Consider the following 16946-nt stretch of genomic DNA (forward strand, 5'->3'; position numbering starts at 1 on the left):
CGGCATCCTCCGCGCCGCTCCGGTTTTCGGTGCGGCGCATTTTCAGTCCCCAGAAGATCAGTCCCGGGTCGAGGGGAGAACCATGATCAGATTGGGTTGCGGCGATGTCAAAGCTGTGTCGGGTTCGGCGCATCACCGTATGGCCGCCCGCGCATGACGCAGGAACTGAACGAGCTAGGCGTCCAGGTCGGGCAACATAGGATCGCCCGGATCATGCGTGACAATGGCATCCAGGTCTTGAGAAGCCGCAAATTCAAGCGCACGACCGACAGCGACTACAGCTTCAACATCGCCCCGAAGCATCTCAAGCAGGATTTCACGGCGACGGCGCCAAACCAGAAATGGGCGGGAGATATCATCTACATCTGGACCCGCGAGGGATGGGCCTATCCGCTCTGGCTGTGGCTCTTTACCCGCCATATCGGGGTGGCGGATCTGGCCAACATTCCCGATCTTCTGGTGCAGTGGCTCCTGCTGGGGGCAGACACCGCCCTGCACCGATGCCATTATCTCTGCCGGTATCGCTCGCGTTGCCTGCGCAATGCAGGACCCTGATCCCCGTGTGAACGGGGACGGATTCCGGCGGCTGGACGCTGCGGGGGTGACGCTTTCGGTGGGTCTGGGTGCCGATGAGGCGGCCGAGATCATGTCGGGCTTTTTGCACCGGACCCGTACAGGGCATCCGCTGGTGGTGCCTATGGATGGTGCGCGTACAGAGATCCCCCAGCGCTGTGATGGCTACCTTTCCACGCAGGGCGACGGGTTGTGGTTGCAGCTACGCACAAAGCAGGGTCAGGAACGGTGGCGTCTGTCGGGTGACATGCCTGAACTCCTTGCCCTGTTGGGCGAATGGGGGCTGACCATGGTGGCTGTGCCCGAGGATGCGGTCCGCGACACAGATCGAGCCATCCGCCCTGACGGTAGATCTTGACCGGATCGCCCTCGGGAATGGCCTCCAAGAGCGCCAGTTTATAGGGTTAGCCCGCTGCCTCGAAATGCGCACGCGCCTTTTCACGCGACCATTCCTCGCAGGTAAAGGGCTGTTTTGCGGTGATGATCTCGCGCATCTTGGCCTCGATCCGCGGCAGGTCTTCGGGGGTAAAGGGGGGCTCGCGGTCGAAATCATAGTAGAACCCGTGATCGATTGCGGGGCCGATGGCGGTTTTCGTGTCAGGCCAGATATCTTGCACGGCTTGAGCCAGAATATGCGCCAGATCATGGCGGATCATCGCCAGCGCGCGGGGATCGTCGCGCGAGATCAGTTCGATTTGGGCGCCATCGGGCAAGGGCGCCGACATATCTGCGGGGGCGCCATCGACCACGGCGGCCACTGTGCGTTTGGCAAGGCTGGGGCTGATGCTTCGGGCCAGATCGGCGGCAGAACTCTGATCTGAAAGCGTGCGGATCGCCCCGTCGGGCAGGCGGATATTGATCATGGGAGGTCTTTCAAAGGGGCGAGGTCATACGGGCATGTCGATGGAATGGACCATGATGCCGGCAGTCTGGGTTGTCTCTTGTGCGGGAAGCAGGCGCAGCATTGTCAGGCTGGCGTCCAGATCGGCCTGTGTCATATCGCGGGCGATCACCACGACACGGCTGGTTTTGTCATCCGAGGGCCAGTGTTTCAGCGGCACGGGCATCTCGAAGATATGCTGTACACCGTGGAAGACGAAGGGATAGTCTGCATCTTCAACATGCAAGATCCCCTTGATGCGCAAGATATCCGGCCCCCTGAGCGCAATCAGCGTGTCCAGCCACAGATCGAATGTCTCTGCCGGGATCGGGTCTTTTAGTGTGACGGAGGCGCTGCTGATGCGGTGGTCATGCGGGCTATGCGGGGCGGGGGCAAAAGGCGCGGGCTTGGGGGCCATTCCCGAGAGGCCGGCCAAAGGATCGGGGTGCCCCAGCCAGGTTTCGACCTCTGCCATCTCGACAGTGCTGCGCATGGCGGAGAGGTTGAACAGAACCCCTTGCTGCACCTGTCCGTTTTGCGCATGAAGTTGCCGCGCATGCGGATTGATACTTCCGAGGCGATGTTCAAAGCGGGCAAGCTGTAAGGGGGGCACGAGATCGGTTTTCGAGACGATGACCAGATCGGCCGCGGCCACCTGATTGACTGCCTCGAACTGCCGGTCCAGCGCAGCCATCCCTGTGGCCGCATCGGCAACCGTCACCACCCCATCCAGTCGGTAGGCCTGTGCAATCTGGTGGTCGGTGGCCAGCGTGTGGATCACGGGCGCGGGATCGGCCACGCCGCTTGTTTCGATGACCACCCTGTCAAAGGCGATCTCGCCCGCGTCTTTACGTTGGGCTAGCCGTTGCAGGGTTTTGGCCAGATCTCCCAGAACCGTGCAGCACAGGCAGCCCGATGGCAGAAGGACGGTCTCTTCGGTGGCCTCTTCGATCAGGTCGTGGTCAAGGCCCACATCGCCAAATTCGTTCATGACCACCGCGATCCGGCCGGCCTGCGGGTCGCGGATCAGATGGTTGAGAAGCGTGGTTTTCCCCGCCCCCAGAAAGCCTGTCAACACGGTGACGGGGCAGCGGTTTTCTGTCGCTTGCGTCATGGCCGCCCTTTACAAATCTGCTCTGTTAGGTCATTATTGTTACAATATAACATTACGCGACACAAGGCACCAAAAGAAAACGTGATGACAGAACCGACCTTCCAACCAAGGACTACCGTCGAGCAGGTCGAAGAAAGCACCGATCTGGCACCGAAATTCGGTCCCAACGGGCTGATGCCCTGTATCACCTCGGATGCGCAAAGCGGCGAGGTGCTCATGCTTGGCTGGATGAACGACGAGGCATTCCGGCTGACCATCACCACAGGTGAGGCGCATTATTTCAGCCGCACGCGGCAAACCGTCTGGCATAAGGGCGCGACGTCGGGGCTGGTGCAGAAGCTGGTCGAGGCGCGGATCGATGATGATCAGGACGCGCTCTGGATCAAGGTTGCGGTGACGGGATCGGGGGCCTCGTGCCATGTGGGGTATCGCTCGTGTTTCTACCGCTCGGTACCCTTTGGTGCTGCTGCCGGTAAGCCGCTGGAGTTCCGTGAGCCGCAGAAGACATTTGACCCCAAGCTGGTCTATGGCGATGCCCCGAACCCGACGCTGCTCTGACACGCAATGGATGCAGCGGGCATTGGATCTTGCACGGGGGGCGCAGGGGCTCGTCTGGCCCAATCCTCCCGTGGGTTGTGTGCTGGTAAAGGACGGTCGGGCTCTGGCCGAGGCCGCGACCTATCCGGGCGGGCGCCCGCATGCAGAGCGCGCCGCCATTGAGGCCGCGGGGGAAGAGGCGCGGGGTGGCACGCTTTATGTCACGCTCGAACCGTGTTGCCATTGGGGGCAGACACCGCCCTGCACCGATGCGATTATCTCTGCCGGTATCGCCCGTGTTGTCTGCGCCATGCAGGACCCGGACCCCCGTGTGAACGGGGGCGGGTTCCGTCGGTTGGGCGCTGCGGGTGTGAGGCTCTCGGTGGGGCTGGGCGCCGATGCGGCGGCCAAGATCATGGCGGGTTTTTTGCACCGGACCCGCACGGGGCAGCCATTGGTGTTGACGATGGAGAATGCGCGGACAGAGATCCCGCGCAGTTGTGATGGCTCTCTTTGCACGCAAGGCGACGGGCTGTGGTTGCAGTTCCGCACAAAGCAGGGTCAGGAACGGCGGCGTCTGTCGGGAGACATGCCTGAACTCCTTGCCCTGTTGGGCGAATGGGGGCTGACCATGGTGGCTGTGCCCGAGGATGATCCCTGCCTGCAGGCCATGCCCGCAGTCGATTTGATCAGAGCCGAGTGAAGGGCACGGCGACCAACGCGGGGGGGCGTGGGTGCAATGCGATTGTGGGGTTCGGGCCGCCTGCCTATATATCCCCCTGACAAAGCGGAGCATGGACGATGATCGACACCCAACCTCTGGCTATCTTGCGCGAGATCGATCGCACGGGAAGTCTGACGGCGGCGGCGGAAAAATTGTGCCTGACCCAATCCGCCGGTTTGAAGACCGCCATCAGGTCAAACTGTGGGAGCGCGAGGGCCATAAGCTCTGCGGCTGACACCTGCGGGCGACTATCTGCTGGGGCTGGCGCAAAGGGTACTGCCGCAGCTGGAATATGGCGCGACCGTGCTGGAGGATTATGCCCGAGGGCGGCGCGGCGCGATCCGTGTCGGGATGGAGTGCCACCCTTGTCAGGATTGGCTGATGCGGGTGGTGGACCCGTTCCTGGCGGCTTGGCCCGATGTCGATCTGGATGTTACAACGGCCTTCCAGTTCGGGGGGCTGGCGGCCCTGCTGAGCCATGAGATCGATATCCTTGTGACCCTTGACCCTGTCTGAACATCACGGTTTGGAGTATACACCGGTCTTTGATTGCGAGCTGGTTCTGGCCGTGGCCAATCGTCACCCTCTGGCTGCGCAGTCATGGGTTATGCCGCAGGATTTGGTCGCCGAGACGCTGATCACCTATCCTGTCTCGCGCGAGCGGCTGGATATCTACAGCCAGTTCCTGATCCCCGCGCATACGCTCCCCCGCCGTCACCGCACGGTCGAGACGACCGACCTGATGCTGCGGCTGGTGGCGTCGGGCAGAGCCGTCAGCGTGACCCCCGACTGGCTGTTGCGCGGGGCAAAAGGTGTGCGCGGGCTGCATCTGGGCGAGGGGATCGCCCAATCCATCCATCTGGGCCACCGCAACGGGGACCTACCCGATTATTTCCGCGGGTTTATCGAACTGGCGGCCCGTGTCGAGGCCTGACATGACAGTGCGTCATGGATCTCTGAGATATAATCATTTTTCTTCATGTCGGGTTTCTTCCATATCAGCGGTACCACTTTTCAACCGCTGATTGGTTGGCACCCTGCAGGCACATAAAGGGTGTCCACCGCCATGACAGGATGCCCATATGATGTCCGAGGATTTTACTTTCAGGGTCTCGAAGCTGCGTTTTGACGAAAGCTACGCGCCGCGCGACCATACGCGCCTGACCACCAATTTTGCAAATCTTGCACGCGGGGCGCATCGCCGTGATAACCTGCGCCGCGCGCTGCGTATGATCGACAACCGCTTCAACGCTCTGGCGCAATGGGATAATCCCACGGCCGACCGCTATTCGGTCGAGCTTGATATCCTCTCGGTCGAGATGGATCTGCCGCAGGGCCAGCGCTTTCCGGTTATCGAGATGCTCAAGACCAGCATTCGCGACCATCGAAGCTGCACGCGTATCGCAGGGCTGGTTGGCAATAACTTCTCCTCCTATGTCCGCGATTATGATTTCAGCCTGCGCCTGCAGCAGTTCAACAAGGATCGCCCGCATTTCGACGTGCCCGAGGATTTCGGTGATCTGCATGGCAAGCTGTTCAAAAGCTTTCTCGCATCCCCCGCCTATAAGGCGCTTTCGGACAAACCGCCTGTCATCTGCCTGAGTGTGTCGCATAACAATATCTACCAGCGGACGGCGGGCTATCACCTTGTGCTGGGCGCGGAATATCTGGCCGATGATACCTCTCTGACCGAAAGCTATTTTGGCAAGATGGGGCTGAAGGCGCGCTATTTCATGCCCGAGGGCAGCGTAGCCCCTCTGGCTTTCTATCACGCGGGCGATCTGACCAATGCGTATAGCGATCTCGAGCTGATCGCTACGATTGCAACGATGGAAAGCTTCCAGCGCATCTACCGCCCCGAGATCTATAACGCGAACGCCCGTGCCGCCGAGATCTTCCGCCCGAGCCTGACGCATGACGATTATTCGCCCACCCGCATCACCTATGATCGCGAGGAGCGCAGCCAGCTGGCGATAACTCAAGGCGAATATACTGCCAAGCATCTCATCAAACCCCATCAGGCGCGTCTCGCCGAATGGGCCGCCCGTTTTGCGGCCTGATACAGAAAGCACCGACATGACCCGACTTCTTCCCACATCTACCGCAGGCAGCCTGCCCAAACCCAGCTGGCTTGCCGAACCTGAAACGCTCTGGTCGCCATGGAAGCTTGATGGCGCGGCGCTGACCGAGGCCAAAGAAGATGCGCTGCGCGTGGCACTGTGCGAACAGCAAGCAGCGGGCATCGACATCGTCTCGGATGGCGAACAGACCCGCCAGCATTTTGTGACTACCTTTATCGAACATCTCGAAGGAGTGGATTTCGAGAAGCGCGAAACGGTCACCATCCGCAACCGTTATGAGGCCAGCGTGCCGACTGTGGTGGGCGAGGTCTCGCGCCAGAAACCTGTCTTTGTCGAGGATGCCAAGTTCCTGCGTGCCCAGACCAGCGCCCCGATCAAATGGGCGCTGCCGGGCCCGATGACCATGATCGATACGCTCTATGACGCGCATTACAAAAGCCGCGAGAAACTGGCATGGGAATTTGCCGTGGCCCTGAATGAGGAGGCGCGTGAATTGCAGGAGGCCGGCGTCGATATCATCCAGTTTGACGAGCCCGCGTTCAATGTCTTCTTTGAAGAGGTCAATGACTGGGGCATGGCCACGCTGGAACGTGCGATGGAGGGGCTGACCTGCGAAAAGGCTGTCCATATCTGCTATGGCTATGGCATCAAAGCCAATACTGACTGGAAGAAGACGCTGGGCCAAGAGTGGCGTCAATATGAAGAGATATTCCCCAGCATCCGGAAATCCAGCGTCGATCTGGTCTCGCTCGAGTGCCATAACTCCCATGTGCCGATGGATCTGATCGAGTTGATCCGAGGCAAGAAGGTGATGGTCGGCGCTATTGATGTGGCCTCCAATGTGATCGAGAAGCCCGAAGACGTGGCCGCGACCCTGCGGGAGGCTCTCAACTTTGTGGATGCCGATAAGCTTTACCCCTGCACCAATTGCGGCATGGCGCCGCTGTCGCGCGATGTGGCGCGGGGCAAGCTTGCGGCACTTGTCTCGGGTGCGGCGATTGTGCGGTCTGAATTACAGGGCTGACATTCGGGGATAATGTTCGGGGCTGGCCGAGGCCCGCCTCATTTTACAAAGAAGGCCTTCCGATGTATGATGATATCAGGCCCGCCATCGATCCGCGCGCGTTGCGCGATTGTTGCGGGCGCTTTGCCTCCGGCGTCTGTGTGATTTCAACCCGCACGGAAGACGGGGATCACGGCATGACACTTAGCGCTTTCATGTCAGTTTCGCTCGATCCGCCGCTCATTGCGATCTCGGTTGCCCGTCGGGCGCGGATGCGGATCAGGTTGGAACAGGCAGGGCACTTTGCGGTGAATATTCTGGACGAGGGGATGCAGGCCCAGACGCCGTCAATTCTCAGCTGAGAAAGGGATATGCCACATGTCGGAGACTACCATCACAACGCGGCCCGAGCGGCCTCGCCGATTAGATCGCGCTCGGGAAGCCCCTTGGGCAGTCCCGAGAGGGGCACGCCCTGCGCCGCAAAAGCGCGGGCGATCTGGCGCGGGTCGGCGGCGGAAAGCACCGCGATCTCGCGGGCGGCAACGCCCGCCTCGATCAGCGCCCGCGCATGGGCTGCGGCAAAATCGGCGCAGGCGGCAGGGTCGCGTAGCCCGTAAAAACGTAGGCTGGTATCCGCAGGACCTGCCGTGATTTCAGGGGCCGTGAGGCCGCCTTGCAGCGCATGGAGGCGGCTTCCCTCTTGGCCGAGCGACCACGGGTGGGGGCGCTCACCGTGCCGAATTCATCCTTCAGGCGCTGATAAAGCGCCTGCATCGCGGCGGGGGCCTGCGGGTCAAGCGAGCCTTCGACGACCGGCAGCGGGGCGAGGAAGCATCCATGCGGTAGCTCCAGCACATGGCGCAGGGGCGCGAGCCCCTCGGCCAGCGCCTTGCCCAGATAGGCCCAAAGACGGGTCAGCGCGAGGAGATGCCGCTTGGCGCGGCTCTCGGGGAGATCGACCACCGGCACGCGCAGATCGGGCGTGGCCATAACCAGATCCTCAAGCGCGGTGCTCACCGCCGAGATCGTCTCGACGGGCGCATTGGCAAGGCTTTCGGCCCAGACCGGATCGGGCGCTTCGGCGATTATCCGGCCCACCGGCCACTCCGCCGCTATGGGCGCCAGCGACAGTTCGGCCAGAAGGGTATCTGAGAGCCGGAACTGCAGCCCCGAGCGGGGATCGGCGACGAGAAAAGGGTAATGCATCTAGGGAATATCCGTTACGGGCGGGTCCTCGATCACGGGATAATGGGCGATGCCCCAATCCCTGTCGGGTGCCGAAATCATCGTGTCCACGAAGACAGGCAGCAGGCAATGCAGAACCTCGACCCCGTCGCGCATCTGCGCGCGGTTCACTCGGCTGCCCCATGTCGTGCCGCCATGCATCAGCTGGTTGCGCAGCACATAGAGCCTGTCGAAGAGGATCGACAGAAGATGCGCCGCATTCTCGCGCTCGATCGCCTCGCGGGCGACGTCCTTGGCCTTGGCAAAACGCTCGGCCCAATCGGCGTCCTCGGTGTCGCCATTATGGAAGCGCCAGAACGGGTTGAATATGAAGGGGTTATCCAGAAGCCGCGTGATCAGCCCCTCATGCTGGCACCAGAGCTCATGGGCGATGCGGCCCTTCGGGTCGGCGGCCACGAGAGCGGTGAAGAAGTCTTGAAACACTCGCCGTTCCGGCGCTGTAGGGTCATTGCCGATGTCGCGGGCATAGGCGGCGTTGAAGGCGATCCAGCCGAAGATGAACGCCGCATCGGGGTCGTCTGCGACCAGATCATCGGACCGGCAGAGCCATGTGACCGCGCGATGGCAGCGCAGGTTCAGATCCGCAGGGTTCTGCTCGCGCAAGCGCCGCAACTTGTCGCGCAGGTAATCGAATTCGGACATGGGATGGAACGGGTCTTATCAGAAAATCTATGCCTGATCATGAAGCCGATCCTTGGTCCGGGGGTCAATGGTCAATGCGTCATATGGCATGCGAAGAATTCGGGGCATTTGAAAGGATATGCTGCTTGCCACTGCAGTAGTCCTCTGGACAGAACCTTTTATCTGACGGAAGATTGGCTGATTGATTGGGCGTTTTATTTGACGGGTTTTCTGATGCTCAAAGGTGTTGCTGGCTTTGTTTGTCTTGCTGCTGCCAGTCTGTTCACGCCCGAACCGGGTTGGTCCTGGACTAAGAATGAATTGCTCGAGACATTCGATGCGCGTGATCTGACCGCGGATGAGTTGCGTTACCTCCAAGCGGGGCTGGCGCTGCAAGGCGTTTATTCGGGCATGATTGATGGGAAATGGGGGGCGGGCAGTAACCGGTCCCTGAAAGCCTATATGCGTCAAGCAGATCTGGGTCTTGATCTCGAGAACCCGCCCAATCTCGCGCCTGTCGCTGTGGTTGCCGCGACAGTCTCGCGGTTCGTGGAAGAAGGCTGGCGGCGGCATTACTTCGGCTCCTCCGATCTGTCTTTCCTTGTGCCGATGAACGAGATGCGGCTTGTGACGCGCAGCGATGGGCACGGGATCGATCTGGTCGATGACCACTCGTCCTTGGGCGTCTCGCTGTTTCAGGTCGATCTGGAGATGACCGTAGGCTTTCATGACTATGTCGCCCAAAACAGCCAAGGCACACCCTATACCGTGCGCAAGGATCGCCTCTGGATCACCTCAGGGCGCGGGCGCGATGGCGAGACGCTCTATGTCCGTTCGGATTATGTGGCGGCCGGTCATTGGTCGACGCTTCTGGTGCGGGCGCGTGATGAGGATGGCGGGGCTTTCGCCGTGGTGACAGGCTCGATCCTGCCATATCAGGGGCCGGATATGTTCCTGCCCGAGGATGGTGAGCTACTGGAGGGGACCGCCGCTTTCTTCGCAGCCATGGAAGAGGAGGACGAACCTGCCGTGACCGGAGAGGTCGCTCAGCGCCCGCTGGAGGCGGAACCCGATGCGCCTGAGCCTGCGCATGCCGGAACGGGGACCGGCTTTGCCGTTGCCGCCGACGGGATGATCCTGACGAATGCCCATGTCGCGGGCGATTGCCGCGCGATTTCCGTGGACGGAACGCCGGCAACGCTTGTTGGCAAGGATGAAAGCTTCGATCTGGCGCTGGTGCAGGTGCAAGGCGTGACTGGGCTTCCGGTGGCGGAATTTGCGATGCGCCCCGCGGGGTTGAATTCCGATGTCACCGTCGCGGGCTATCCACTGGCGGGGCTCTTGGGCGGGCTGAATGTCACGCGCGGGTCCGTGACCAGTGTGAAGGGGCTGTCGGGCGATGGTAGCCGGATGCAGATTTCGGCGCCTGTCCAGCCCGGCAATTCGGGCGGGCCGGTAAGCGATGCACGCGGGCAGATCGTGGGCGTGGTGGTGGCCAAGCTCGATGCGCAGGTCATCCAGAACGAGATCGGGGATATTCCGCAAAACGTGAATTTCGCGATCCGCGGTGAGATTGTAAAGCTGTTTCTGGCCCAGAATGGCGTGGAGCCGGTCTTGGCGGATGGTGCCGACGCGCTTCCACCTGAAGAGCTGGCCAAGCGCTTGCAGAAGGTGACCCATTTCATCAGGTGCGAATGAAAGAGGGCCAGCGGGCATGTGGGCAACCTGCGTCATTGAATGGTTGGACATATCGGCTGACGGTTGCCAATAAATGCAAATCTGAGGAATCTCGCTACATTTGGGGAGCTTATTTTTTGAGGAAAAAATTTGTTGTTTCTGACGATGGACTTCGATCGCTGGAGCAGACAGAGGCCTTTAGGAACCTCGATCCTGATGCCCAGAAAATTCTGGCGGAGCTACTGTATGACCTGCTAGGGGGCGAGAATGATACCAGCCCGAAAGGCGTTAAAACTGGTCTTCAGAAATTGGACCGATTTATGGATGCCAAGATGAGCCCGGATCTGCATGCAGCTATAGTGGCTTCAATGAGCCAGTAAGCAGGAGGGCAGGTGAAACGGCATTCCGTCTGCTTCAGTCATCGGGATATTCAGAGACCGGTGGTCAAATTTATGAAAGGAAGTCCTTCACTCTTGTGGGATGACGGGTGAGAACCGTGAGGGCGCCACTCTCAGCCATATTGGCGGCATGCTGTTTCATGGCCAGGTTTTGTGCCAACCAACCTGAAGGCAACCCGAGCTTATTGGTCACGCCCCGTAACCTCTTTGGAGGTCCCGCGTTCGATGCGGGGATCAAGCCGCTGCTGGCACCACCGCGCCCAGCTCGACTGCATGGCGGACCCGCTGTCCTTGAGATTGGGATCGTGCTTGCAGATCGCGCGGGCGGCGGCATTTGGCGGGAGATTTGGTGTTCAAGGATCATCATTACTGGATCAATTTACTTCTGGCCTATAGAGGCTGCGCTCTGCGCGATTTCGGGGGCTTGGGTTAGGCTGTTCCTTGATGACGAAGACAAGGAGAGAGCCTGTGGCGCCCAAGAAACTTACCTTCCGGAGCCGCGAGAAATGGGATGCCAATCTGTCGGCGGAAGACAGCGTGATCGCGGCAGAGTTGATGGCGCGGCTACGCGGACCAAACGGCGTCAAAGACGAATTCCTGCTCGCCGCCATCGCCCAGAACCTATGAAAACTCGCGAAGCTGCGCCCGCGAAGCATCAAGCAGGAGGCCGCAGCATGAGATGAACGGCTATCATGCCGTCTTGAGGCGGAGGAGCGGGGGATTGCCCGAATGCAACGGCCTGGTTCAGCGACGACGAGCCTCAAAACCGGCGATCTTGACTGACTTCTTCAACAACACCCGCCCTTCTGGCCGTATGCTGCGCTGCATCGATTATCTTGCGACCTTTGGCAACCTTCGTAAGTGCATACCCGTGGTCAAAAGATGATTTGGCCAAACGTCAGCTTCGCGAATTCGGACCGCCCGCCACCAACGGCGATCATGATACGCAGGGCAAGCAAAGGTTGCCTGAAGCTAATTCCGACGAACAGATATCAGTTTTCCCCGAACAAGTTGCCAACTTAGGGAGAACGACATAGTTTCGGCTGTTCAATTGTTTTCGTTTCGACGATACGATGTCACTTGCGGCGCGAATACTAATATTCGCAGATTTCTGGCCTCATCATCTTCTGCAGCAGATTTTCGGACGCAGCGGTCATCGACAAGCCCGCAAAACCGACGGCGGCTTGTGCCGACGAGACTTTGCATGGGATGGGACGGTTGATCCGGGCATCTGCCCAGAGAGGCGAGGTGCCGCGTCAGAAATAGGCGCGTCCGATCCTTGGTCTGTATCAGAAAAATCGGGCGCGACCGGAAGTTCCGTGAGTGATGTCGCGCCCTTAGTGTCTCAGGTAGATTATATGCAGCATTGGTAATGCATCTTTAGGTGGTATGGGAACCCGTAAACGACAGCAGCATGATCAAGAGTTTTGATCATGCTCTGCATTTTTCGTTGCCTCGGATTAGGGGCTGTCGGGGCTGGTATCCGATTGTGCGCGGCTGTTGCGTATGACGGACAAGGCTAAGGCGCGGGTTATGGCAGAACCCGCGCCTTTACCTGTAGAAACGCCAACTCAGGACGTGGCGAAACCCTAACACAGCTTGTGCCGGTGGTGAATCGCAAATCCGGACGGTCCGAGGCTCTAGGCGGAAGATGGCAGACCTGCCCTCGGGTCGGGTCCAAACTAGGATGCATGGCGGGACATGCGCCTGTAAGCCTTTTGGGCTGCGTCAGAAATCGTGGCTTATCGACCGGTGCGCTTGACGACAATCGATGTGGTCTTGACGATCAGCCCCAGATCGCTTTTCAGGCTCAGCCTGTCGAAATAATCATCGTCATACGTGACGCGGGCGACGAAGGTCGTGGAATTGCGGCCTTCGACCTGCCACAGGCCGGTAATGCCGGGGCGCATGTCAAAATAGGCGGCGCCGCCTGCGTTGCGATAGAGGGATTCCTGATCGATCAGGAAGGGGCGAGGGCCCACAAAGCTCATATCGCCTTTGAACACGTTGAAAATCTGGGGCAGCTCGTCCAGCGAGGTGGCGCGCAGGAAACGACCGACGGAGGTGATCCGGGGGTCAATGCTAAGCTTTTGATGGACATGCCATTCTTCTGCCAGCTTGGGGTCTTCGGCGCACATTTTTTGCAGTTTGGCTTCGGCGTCAACAAGCATGGTGCGCAGCTTGTAACATTGGAAGGTTTTGCCATTTTTCCCGATGCGGGGTTGCACGAAAAGCCCCGGGCCTCCGTCGCGACGTACCATCAGCCATAGAACGGCGATGACCGGCAGCAATACCGGCAGAAGCAGCAGGGCTAGAAAAATATCCAGAATGCGTTTGCCCCGACGTTGATAAAATCCCGGTCGGTGTCCCACATAAGGGGCCGGTCCTTCATAGGTCGGCATGGTCGAAGAAAATTTCATCAGATAAGTCCACAAATGGGGAGAGTGTAATCAAGCTGCTGGGCAGTCTTTTGGTGGTGAAACACTTGTTAAGCTAATCTGAACCAAGCTGGTTTCGCCGCAAACGCCGACGGAAGGTAACCAGAACGTGCAATGATATGCATGAATTACAGCCAATTTTCTGAATGGTCTACAAATTTAATCATTTTTTAACCTATTAACTCACATGTGGACGCTACGTCCAAAGTCAATCTAGGGCAATTCCTGAGAGTTCACCCTCCATTGAGGGATTTTTAGAAAAAAGATTCTTAAATTCGCCTGTTTCGGCTGCATTTTCTGTAAACCGTCACGGAAAATAAGCATATTTTAGATACATCGTCAATTTCCATCAATTTCTCTTGATTCCGTCTGCGCGCACACGACATAAGGGGGGCATGCAGGTGTGTTCTGCAGCGCAGTATCATCTGTTTTGTTTCCAAACATGTTTATCCAGACAGCCGAAGCTGGCGCGATCCAGCGGCTGTTCTTCCGGATGAGGGAGCTTTCCATGACGTTTCTGAAAACCGCAGCTATTGCAGCTGCCGTAAGCCTTGGTGCCGGTTTTGCCGCCAATGCGGCTGTTATCGGCCCCTATAGCGGCGTGAGCACGGGGCTGTCGGTCCCCGGGCTCGGGGTCTATCAATCTTTCAGCTTTTCGTTCGAAGTGGCTGAAAGCGGCACGTATCTGTTCGATATCGATGCGCCGGATTCGGCGGGGTCGATTCTCTATAGCATCAATACCGATGGCAGCTTCGATATGGAGACGGCGGCACACGGGTCGAGCTTTACCTATGATCTGAGCGCTGATTCCAATCCGTCAGGCTATGACTATTCGATGACCGTCGCCTTCCTGTCGACCTCTTCGGCACCGGTGACCGTGACCATCAGTGATGTGCCTGCCGTTCCGGTTCCGGCAGCGCTGCCGCTGCTGGCAGGGGCTCTGGGTCTGGGTGGTTTTGTTGCGCGCCGCCGCAAAAAAGCGGCCTGATCTATCTGGTCTTCCCGGCTCTGTTGCTCTGGTGCCGCCCCTTCGGGGGCGGTGTCGAAAATGGCCAGCTTTGGTTATCTCTTTAACACAAGCCGATATGTTTTTCTGTTACTGACGCATTTTTCGCGTGACAAATCTTTTTCACATTGCAACCCTAGGATGCGTATTTTGCGGCGCCCGTTTTCGGGATGGCTGCGGTAAGTCCCTAGAAATAGTGCCGTTTTATTCTTCTTCAGGGCAGGGGGCGCGCTTGGCAGGGCGATGTCTCTTGTTATTTTGAAATTGAGCGTAGGCGAGGAGGGGATCCGTAGTCCGGAGCACCCGAAAAGCTTGCCTTGCGTCCTTCTCGGAGGTTTTCTGGCAATGGCGGAACCCGCGGAAGATCTTTTTGATGCCTCTGATTGCGGCCCTATGCGCCCTTCCATGCGCGGGATAGGCTTCGAGGCGGTAAGCTTTGCCCTTGTCGGGCTGATCAACACGGCTGTGGGCTATGGCACTATCTTGCTGTTGATGTGGGGCGGGGTCGGACCGGTCTGGGCCAATGCGGGCGGCTATGTGTTGGGGCTGGTCACCTCTTTCGTGCTGAACAGTCGGATCACTTTTGCCGCACGCAAGCACCCGCAAAGCGGTTTGCGGCATGCCTTGCGCTTCGTGCTGTGTGTGGCGTTGTGCTGGCTGCTGAATCTCGCGCTCCTTTCGATCGGTCTCCGCCTCTGGCCCTCCTGGCTGGCGCAGGCTGTGGCGATGATCGGCTACAGCGCGGCCTTTTTCCTTCTTGCGCGGACGGTCGTGTTCCGCCCGCCGACCGAACGACAGGAGCGTCCTTTATGAGACTTCTGACCGATCCTGTCGCGCGCTCCGGGCCTGCCGCATTTCTACTGCTCTGGGCTGCGGCGGTGTTCGTGCTGGTGCCCGAAATGTGGCGCATGGGGTGGTCCGGCAATGAAGTCAATTACTTCGATCTTGCTTGGGCGCATTTCCACCCCGAGCTGTCCGGCCCCGATCATGCTGTGCGCGATGCCTCGCAAGCGCGGGTGGCCAGTTTTGCCGTGATCGGCAGTTTGATCAACCTGTTCGGGTTTGACGGGGCCAAACTTGCGTTGCTGGCGCTATGCCTGCCTGCTCTTGCCTTGGGCTACAGCCTGATGGCCCGTGCCTTTCATCTAAGCCTCGCGGGGGCCACGGTCGCCTTGGTGCTGTTTGTCGCCACCCCGCAATCGCTCTTCGGGCAGGAATGGCTGTTTCAGGGCGTCGAGGCCAAGGTTCTGGCCTATGTCTTCATTTTTCCGGGGCTGGCGGTGGCATGGTCGGACGGTGCCGCAACGCGCATGTTTCCGGCTTTCGCGGCGGCGCTGTGCCTCGCGCTGGCCACATGGATGCATTTCCTTGTGGGCGGGTTCTGGATGCTGGTGGTGCTGGGCATGTTCGCCTTGGGACGCAAGGGGGCCAGAGGGCGGCGCATGGCGGTGTTTTTCGCAATCTATCTGCTGCTGACGGCCCCGCTGGTCTGGATCATCCTTTCCGAGAGGATGGCCGGCGGCACACCCGATATGGCAGGGCTGTCGATGACGCTCAACCAGATCTATGCCGTTTTCCGCAATCCGCACCATCTTGCCCCCTTTGTCTCTATGGGCGAGTTCGCGCATACGTGGTTTCCGGGGGTCCTGATGGCGGCGGTGATCGCGGCTCTGGCGTTCGGCCTTGCGCGGCAGGATCTGTCGCAGGCGCGGGACCGGCGTCTGATGCTGCTTGTCGCCTGTCTGAACCTCTATCTGGTGCTGGCGGTCTGTCTGGCCTTTCTCGACCGCGAGACCCAGCGTTTCGGGATGTTCTATATGTTCCGACCGGGATCATTGATCCTGCTGCTGAGTTTCATGGCGGGGCTGCGCTGGATCACGGCGCGGCTGTCCGATGGCTCGGGGCAGGCGGCGCCCCAGAAGGTCCGCAGGCCGATGCTGCGCCCCGTTCTGGCGGCCTTTCTGCTGGCAGGGGCATGGGTGGCACCGCAATATCTGATGCTGGGTTATAATCTGGCGCATCAGCCTGTGCCCGATCTGGCCCATAGCCTGTCGGCCGAGGATGCCGAGCTGGTCGCATGGATGCGCAGATCGACGCCGCCCGAGGCGCTGTTCCTGATTGCGCCTGCCAAAGGCGACATGCGCAGCGATGCCGACATGCCGCGATTGGGGCTGGAACGGCTTAGCCAGCGGGCAACTCTGGTGAACTGGAAATTCGTGCCCACCACCCCTTCGGAGATCATTCGCTGGTATCGTTTGTTGCAGCTCCGTCAGCAGGTTTTTGCGGGCGATTGCGCCGCGCTGGGGCAGTTGCCGGCCTCTCGTCCGGTGGATTACCTTGTCATCGAGCGCAACGGGGATGGCGCAGCGCGCGACGGCCTGCAGGACTGCACCCGTCCGGTCTGGAGCAATGCCCGTTACAGGGTTTTACAGACTCTTTCTGCGGAAAAGGCGCTGGCGGCTGTGCCGTCCGGCACTGTCGCGCGATAGCAGTTTGCACAACTTTTGGTTTATTTCCTGTTGCCTTGTGTTCTCACCTATTCATACAGCCCTTGAAGGGGGCGTGACCGGAGAGTGATCATGACGCCTCAAACCGAATTGGATCGACCGCAAACCCCACCGCCCCATACCGCGCCGCCCCATGCCGCGC

At 59.6% G+C, this 16946-nt stretch carries 19 protein-coding genes and 1 pseudogene; 14 read left to right on the forward strand and 6 right to left on the reverse strand.

Features of this window, described 5'->3' with window-relative positions:
* Positions 1–96 precede the first annotated feature (96 nt).
* Together RPE78_RS16270 and RPE78_RS16275 are read left to right on the forward strand one after the other, a co-directional pair.
* The gene (locus tag RPE78_RS16270) at positions 97–555 is read left to right on the forward strand and encodes an IS3 family transposase (protein ID WP_406721719.1); all 459 of its coding nucleotides are present in this window, start codon (positions 97–99) and stop codon (positions 553–555) included.
* A 7-nt stretch (positions 556–562) separates the two neighbouring features.
* Complete coding sequence (locus RPE78_RS16275; protein ID WP_406721720.1) at positions 563–931, forward strand: hypothetical protein; 369 nt, start codon at positions 563–565, stop codon at positions 929–931.
* Positions 932–977: 46 nt separating this feature from the next.
* Here the strand turns inward: RPE78_RS16275 and RPE78_RS16280 are convergent, their stop codons facing one another.
* Together RPE78_RS16280 and RPE78_RS16285 are read right to left on the reverse strand one after the other, a co-directional pair.
* Positions 978–1436, reverse strand: a complete 459-nt coding sequence (locus RPE78_RS16280) for a TGS domain-containing protein (RefSeq protein WP_330629520.1) — start codon at positions 1434–1436, stop codon at positions 978–980.
* Positions 1437–1460: 24 nt separating this feature from the next.
* Positions 1461–2567 carry a GTP-binding protein gene (locus tag RPE78_RS16285; protein ID WP_330629521.1) on the reverse strand — a complete coding sequence of 369 codons (1107 nt, stop codon included), beginning with the start codon at positions 2565–2567 and terminating at the stop codon, positions 1461–1463.
* A gap of 84 nt (positions 2568–2651) precedes the next feature.
* Here RPE78_RS16285 and hisI point away from each other — a divergent pair, with 84 nt between their 5' ends.
* The 6 genes and pseudogenes from hisI (at position 2652) to RPE78_RS16315 (ending at position 7274) form a co-directional block, all read left to right on the forward strand.
* Positions 2652–3125 (forward strand): phosphoribosyl-AMP cyclohydrolase, encoded by a 474-nt coding sequence (hisI, locus tag RPE78_RS16290; RefSeq protein WP_330629522.1) that lies wholly within the window; start codon positions 2652–2654, stop codon positions 3123–3125.
* Entirely contained in the window at positions 3100–3807 is a 708-nt protein-coding gene (gene ribD, locus RPE78_RS16295; RefSeq protein WP_406721721.1) for a bifunctional diaminohydroxyphosphoribosylaminopyrimidine deaminase/5-amino-6-(5-phosphoribosylamino)uracil reductase RibD, read from the forward strand. Before hisI ends, ribD begins: the two co-directional genes overlap by 26 nt.
* Positions 3808–3905: 98 nt before the next feature.
* Positions 3906–4762: pseudogene (locus RPE78_RS16300) on the forward strand (LysR family transcriptional regulator).
* Positions 4763–4913: 151 nt separating this feature from the next.
* The gene (locus RPE78_RS16305) at positions 4914–5888 is read left to right on the forward strand and encodes a putative oxygenase MesX (RefSeq protein ID WP_330629644.1); all 975 of its coding nucleotides are present in this window, start codon (positions 4914–4916) and stop codon (positions 5886–5888) included.
* Between the two features lie 16 nt (positions 5889–5904).
* Positions 5905–6933, forward strand: coding sequence for a methionine synthase (locus RPE78_RS16310; RefSeq protein ID WP_330629524.1), 1029 nt, complete (start codon positions 5905–5907; stop codon positions 6931–6933).
* A gap of 62 nt (positions 6934–6995) precedes the next feature.
* Positions 6996–7274 carry a flavin reductase family protein gene (locus RPE78_RS16315; RefSeq protein WP_330629525.1) on the forward strand — a complete coding sequence of 93 codons (279 nt, stop codon included), beginning with the start codon at positions 6996–6998 and terminating at the stop codon, positions 7272–7274.
* Positions 7275–7306: 32 nt separating this feature from the next.
* Here the strand turns inward: RPE78_RS16315 and RPE78_RS16320 are convergent, their stop codons facing one another.
* From RPE78_RS16320 to RPE78_RS16330, 3 genes are read right to left on the reverse strand one after another with little or no spacing between them, the layout of a single operon-like run.
* A complete protein-coding gene (locus RPE78_RS16320) occupies positions 7307–7435 on the reverse strand; it encodes a hypothetical protein (RefSeq protein ID WP_330629526.1) in 129 nt (42 codons plus the stop codon).
* Positions 7436–7467: 32 nt separating this feature from the next.
* Positions 7468–8118 (reverse strand): hypothetical protein, encoded by a 651-nt coding sequence (locus RPE78_RS16325; protein WP_330629527.1) that lies wholly within the window; start codon positions 8116–8118, stop codon positions 7468–7470.
* Complete coding sequence (locus RPE78_RS16330) at positions 8119–8799, reverse strand: hypothetical protein (protein ID WP_330629528.1); 681 nt, start codon at positions 8797–8799, stop codon at positions 8119–8121.
* A gap of 300 nt (positions 8800–9099) precedes the next feature.
* Between RPE78_RS16330 and RPE78_RS16335 the strand changes: the two genes are divergently transcribed.
* From RPE78_RS16335 to RPE78_RS16345, 3 genes are all read left to right on the forward strand, one after another.
* On the forward strand, positions 9100–10476 hold the full coding sequence (locus RPE78_RS16335) for a S1C family serine protease (protein ID WP_330629529.1): 1377 nt from the start codon (positions 9100–9102) through the stop codon (positions 10474–10476).
* Positions 10473–10835 carry a hypothetical protein gene (locus tag RPE78_RS16340; RefSeq protein ID WP_330629530.1) on the forward strand — a complete coding sequence of 121 codons (363 nt, stop codon included), beginning with the start codon at positions 10473–10475 and terminating at the stop codon, positions 10833–10835. Before RPE78_RS16335 ends, RPE78_RS16340 begins: the two co-directional genes overlap by 4 nt.
* 486 nt (positions 10836–11321) lie before the next feature.
* On the forward strand, positions 11322–11480 hold the full coding sequence (locus RPE78_RS16345) for a hypothetical protein (RefSeq protein ID WP_330629648.1): 159 nt from the start codon (positions 11322–11324) through the stop codon (positions 11478–11480).
* Positions 11481–12595: 1115 nt separating this feature from the next.
* Here the strand turns inward: RPE78_RS16345 and RPE78_RS16350 are convergent.
* Entirely contained in the window at positions 12596–13255 is a 660-nt protein-coding gene (locus RPE78_RS16350) for a sugar transferase (RefSeq protein WP_406721722.1), read from the reverse strand.
* A gap of 544 nt (positions 13256–13799) precedes the next feature.
* Here RPE78_RS16350 and RPE78_RS16355 point away from each other — a divergent pair.
* From RPE78_RS16355 to RPE78_RS16365, 3 genes are all read left to right on the forward strand, one after another.
* A complete protein-coding gene (locus tag RPE78_RS16355) occupies positions 13800–14279 on the forward strand; it encodes a PEP-CTERM sorting domain-containing protein (protein ID WP_330629532.1) in 480 nt (159 codons plus the stop codon).
* Between the two features lie 423 nt (positions 14280–14702).
* A complete protein-coding gene (locus tag RPE78_RS16360; protein ID WP_339110012.1) occupies positions 14703–15110 on the forward strand; it encodes a GtrA family protein in 408 nt (135 codons plus the stop codon).
* Entirely contained in the window at positions 15107–16786 is a 1680-nt protein-coding gene (locus RPE78_RS16365; RefSeq protein WP_330629534.1) for a DUF6798 domain-containing protein, read from the forward strand. Before RPE78_RS16360 ends, RPE78_RS16365 begins: the two co-directional genes overlap by 4 nt.
* The last annotated feature ends 160 nt before the right edge of the window (positions 16787–16946 follow it).

This window comes from Thioclava litoralis, from assembly GCF_045278885.1.
Taxonomy (GTDB): Bacteria; Pseudomonadota; Alphaproteobacteria; order Rhodobacterales; family Rhodobacteraceae; genus Thioclava; species Thioclava litoralis.

What these genes read in the sequence shown, in the direction of transcription:
- RPE78_RS16280 (WP_330629520.1), bottom strand. Translation starts at nt 1,436, where the DNA reads ATGATCAATATCCGCCTGCCCGACGGGGCGATCCGCACGCTTTCAGAT.
- RPE78_RS16285 (WP_330629521.1), bottom strand. Translation starts at nt 2,567, where the DNA reads ATGACGCAAGCGACAGAAAACCGCTGCCCCGTCACCGTGTTGACAGGC.
- hisI (WP_330629522.1), top strand. Translation starts at nt 2,652, where the DNA reads ATGACAGAACCGACCTTCCAACCAAGGACTACCGTCGAGCAGGTCGAA.
- ribD (WP_406721721.1), top strand. Translation starts at nt 3,100, where the DNA reads ATGCCCCGAACCCGACGCTGCTCTGACACGCAATGGATGCAGCGGGCA.
- RPE78_RS16305 (WP_330629644.1), top strand. Translation starts at nt 4,914, where the DNA reads ATGTCCGAGGATTTTACTTTCAGGGTCTCGAAGCTGCGTTTTGACGAA.
- RPE78_RS16310 (WP_330629524.1), top strand. Translation starts at nt 5,905, where the DNA reads ATGACCCGACTTCTTCCCACATCTACCGCAGGCAGCCTGCCCAAACCC.
- RPE78_RS16315 (WP_330629525.1), top strand. Translation starts at nt 6,996, where the DNA reads ATGTATGATGATATCAGGCCCGCCATCGATCCGCGCGCGTTGCGCGAT.
- RPE78_RS16325 (WP_330629527.1), bottom strand. Translation starts at nt 8,118, where the DNA reads ATGCATTACCCTTTTCTCGTCGCCGATCCCCGCTCGGGGCTGCAGTTC.
- RPE78_RS16330 (WP_330629528.1), bottom strand. Translation starts at nt 8,799, where the DNA reads ATGTCCGAATTCGATTACCTGCGCGACAAGTTGCGGCGCTTGCGCGAG.
- RPE78_RS16340 (WP_330629530.1), top strand. Translation starts at nt 10,473, where the DNA reads ATGAAAGAGGGCCAGCGGGCATGTGGGCAACCTGCGTCATTGAATGGT.
- RPE78_RS16350 (WP_406721722.1), bottom strand. Translation starts at nt 13,255, where the DNA reads ATGCCGACCTATGAAGGACCGGCCCCTTATGTGGGACACCGACCGGGA.
- RPE78_RS16355 (WP_330629532.1), top strand. Translation starts at nt 13,800, where the DNA reads ATGACGTTTCTGAAAACCGCAGCTATTGCAGCTGCCGTAAGCCTTGGT.
- RPE78_RS16360 (WP_339110012.1), top strand. Translation starts at nt 14,703, where the DNA reads ATGCGCGGGATAGGCTTCGAGGCGGTAAGCTTTGCCCTTGTCGGGCTG.
- RPE78_RS16365 (WP_330629534.1), top strand. Translation starts at nt 15,107, where the DNA reads ATGAGACTTCTGACCGATCCTGTCGCGCGCTCCGGGCCTGCCGCATTT.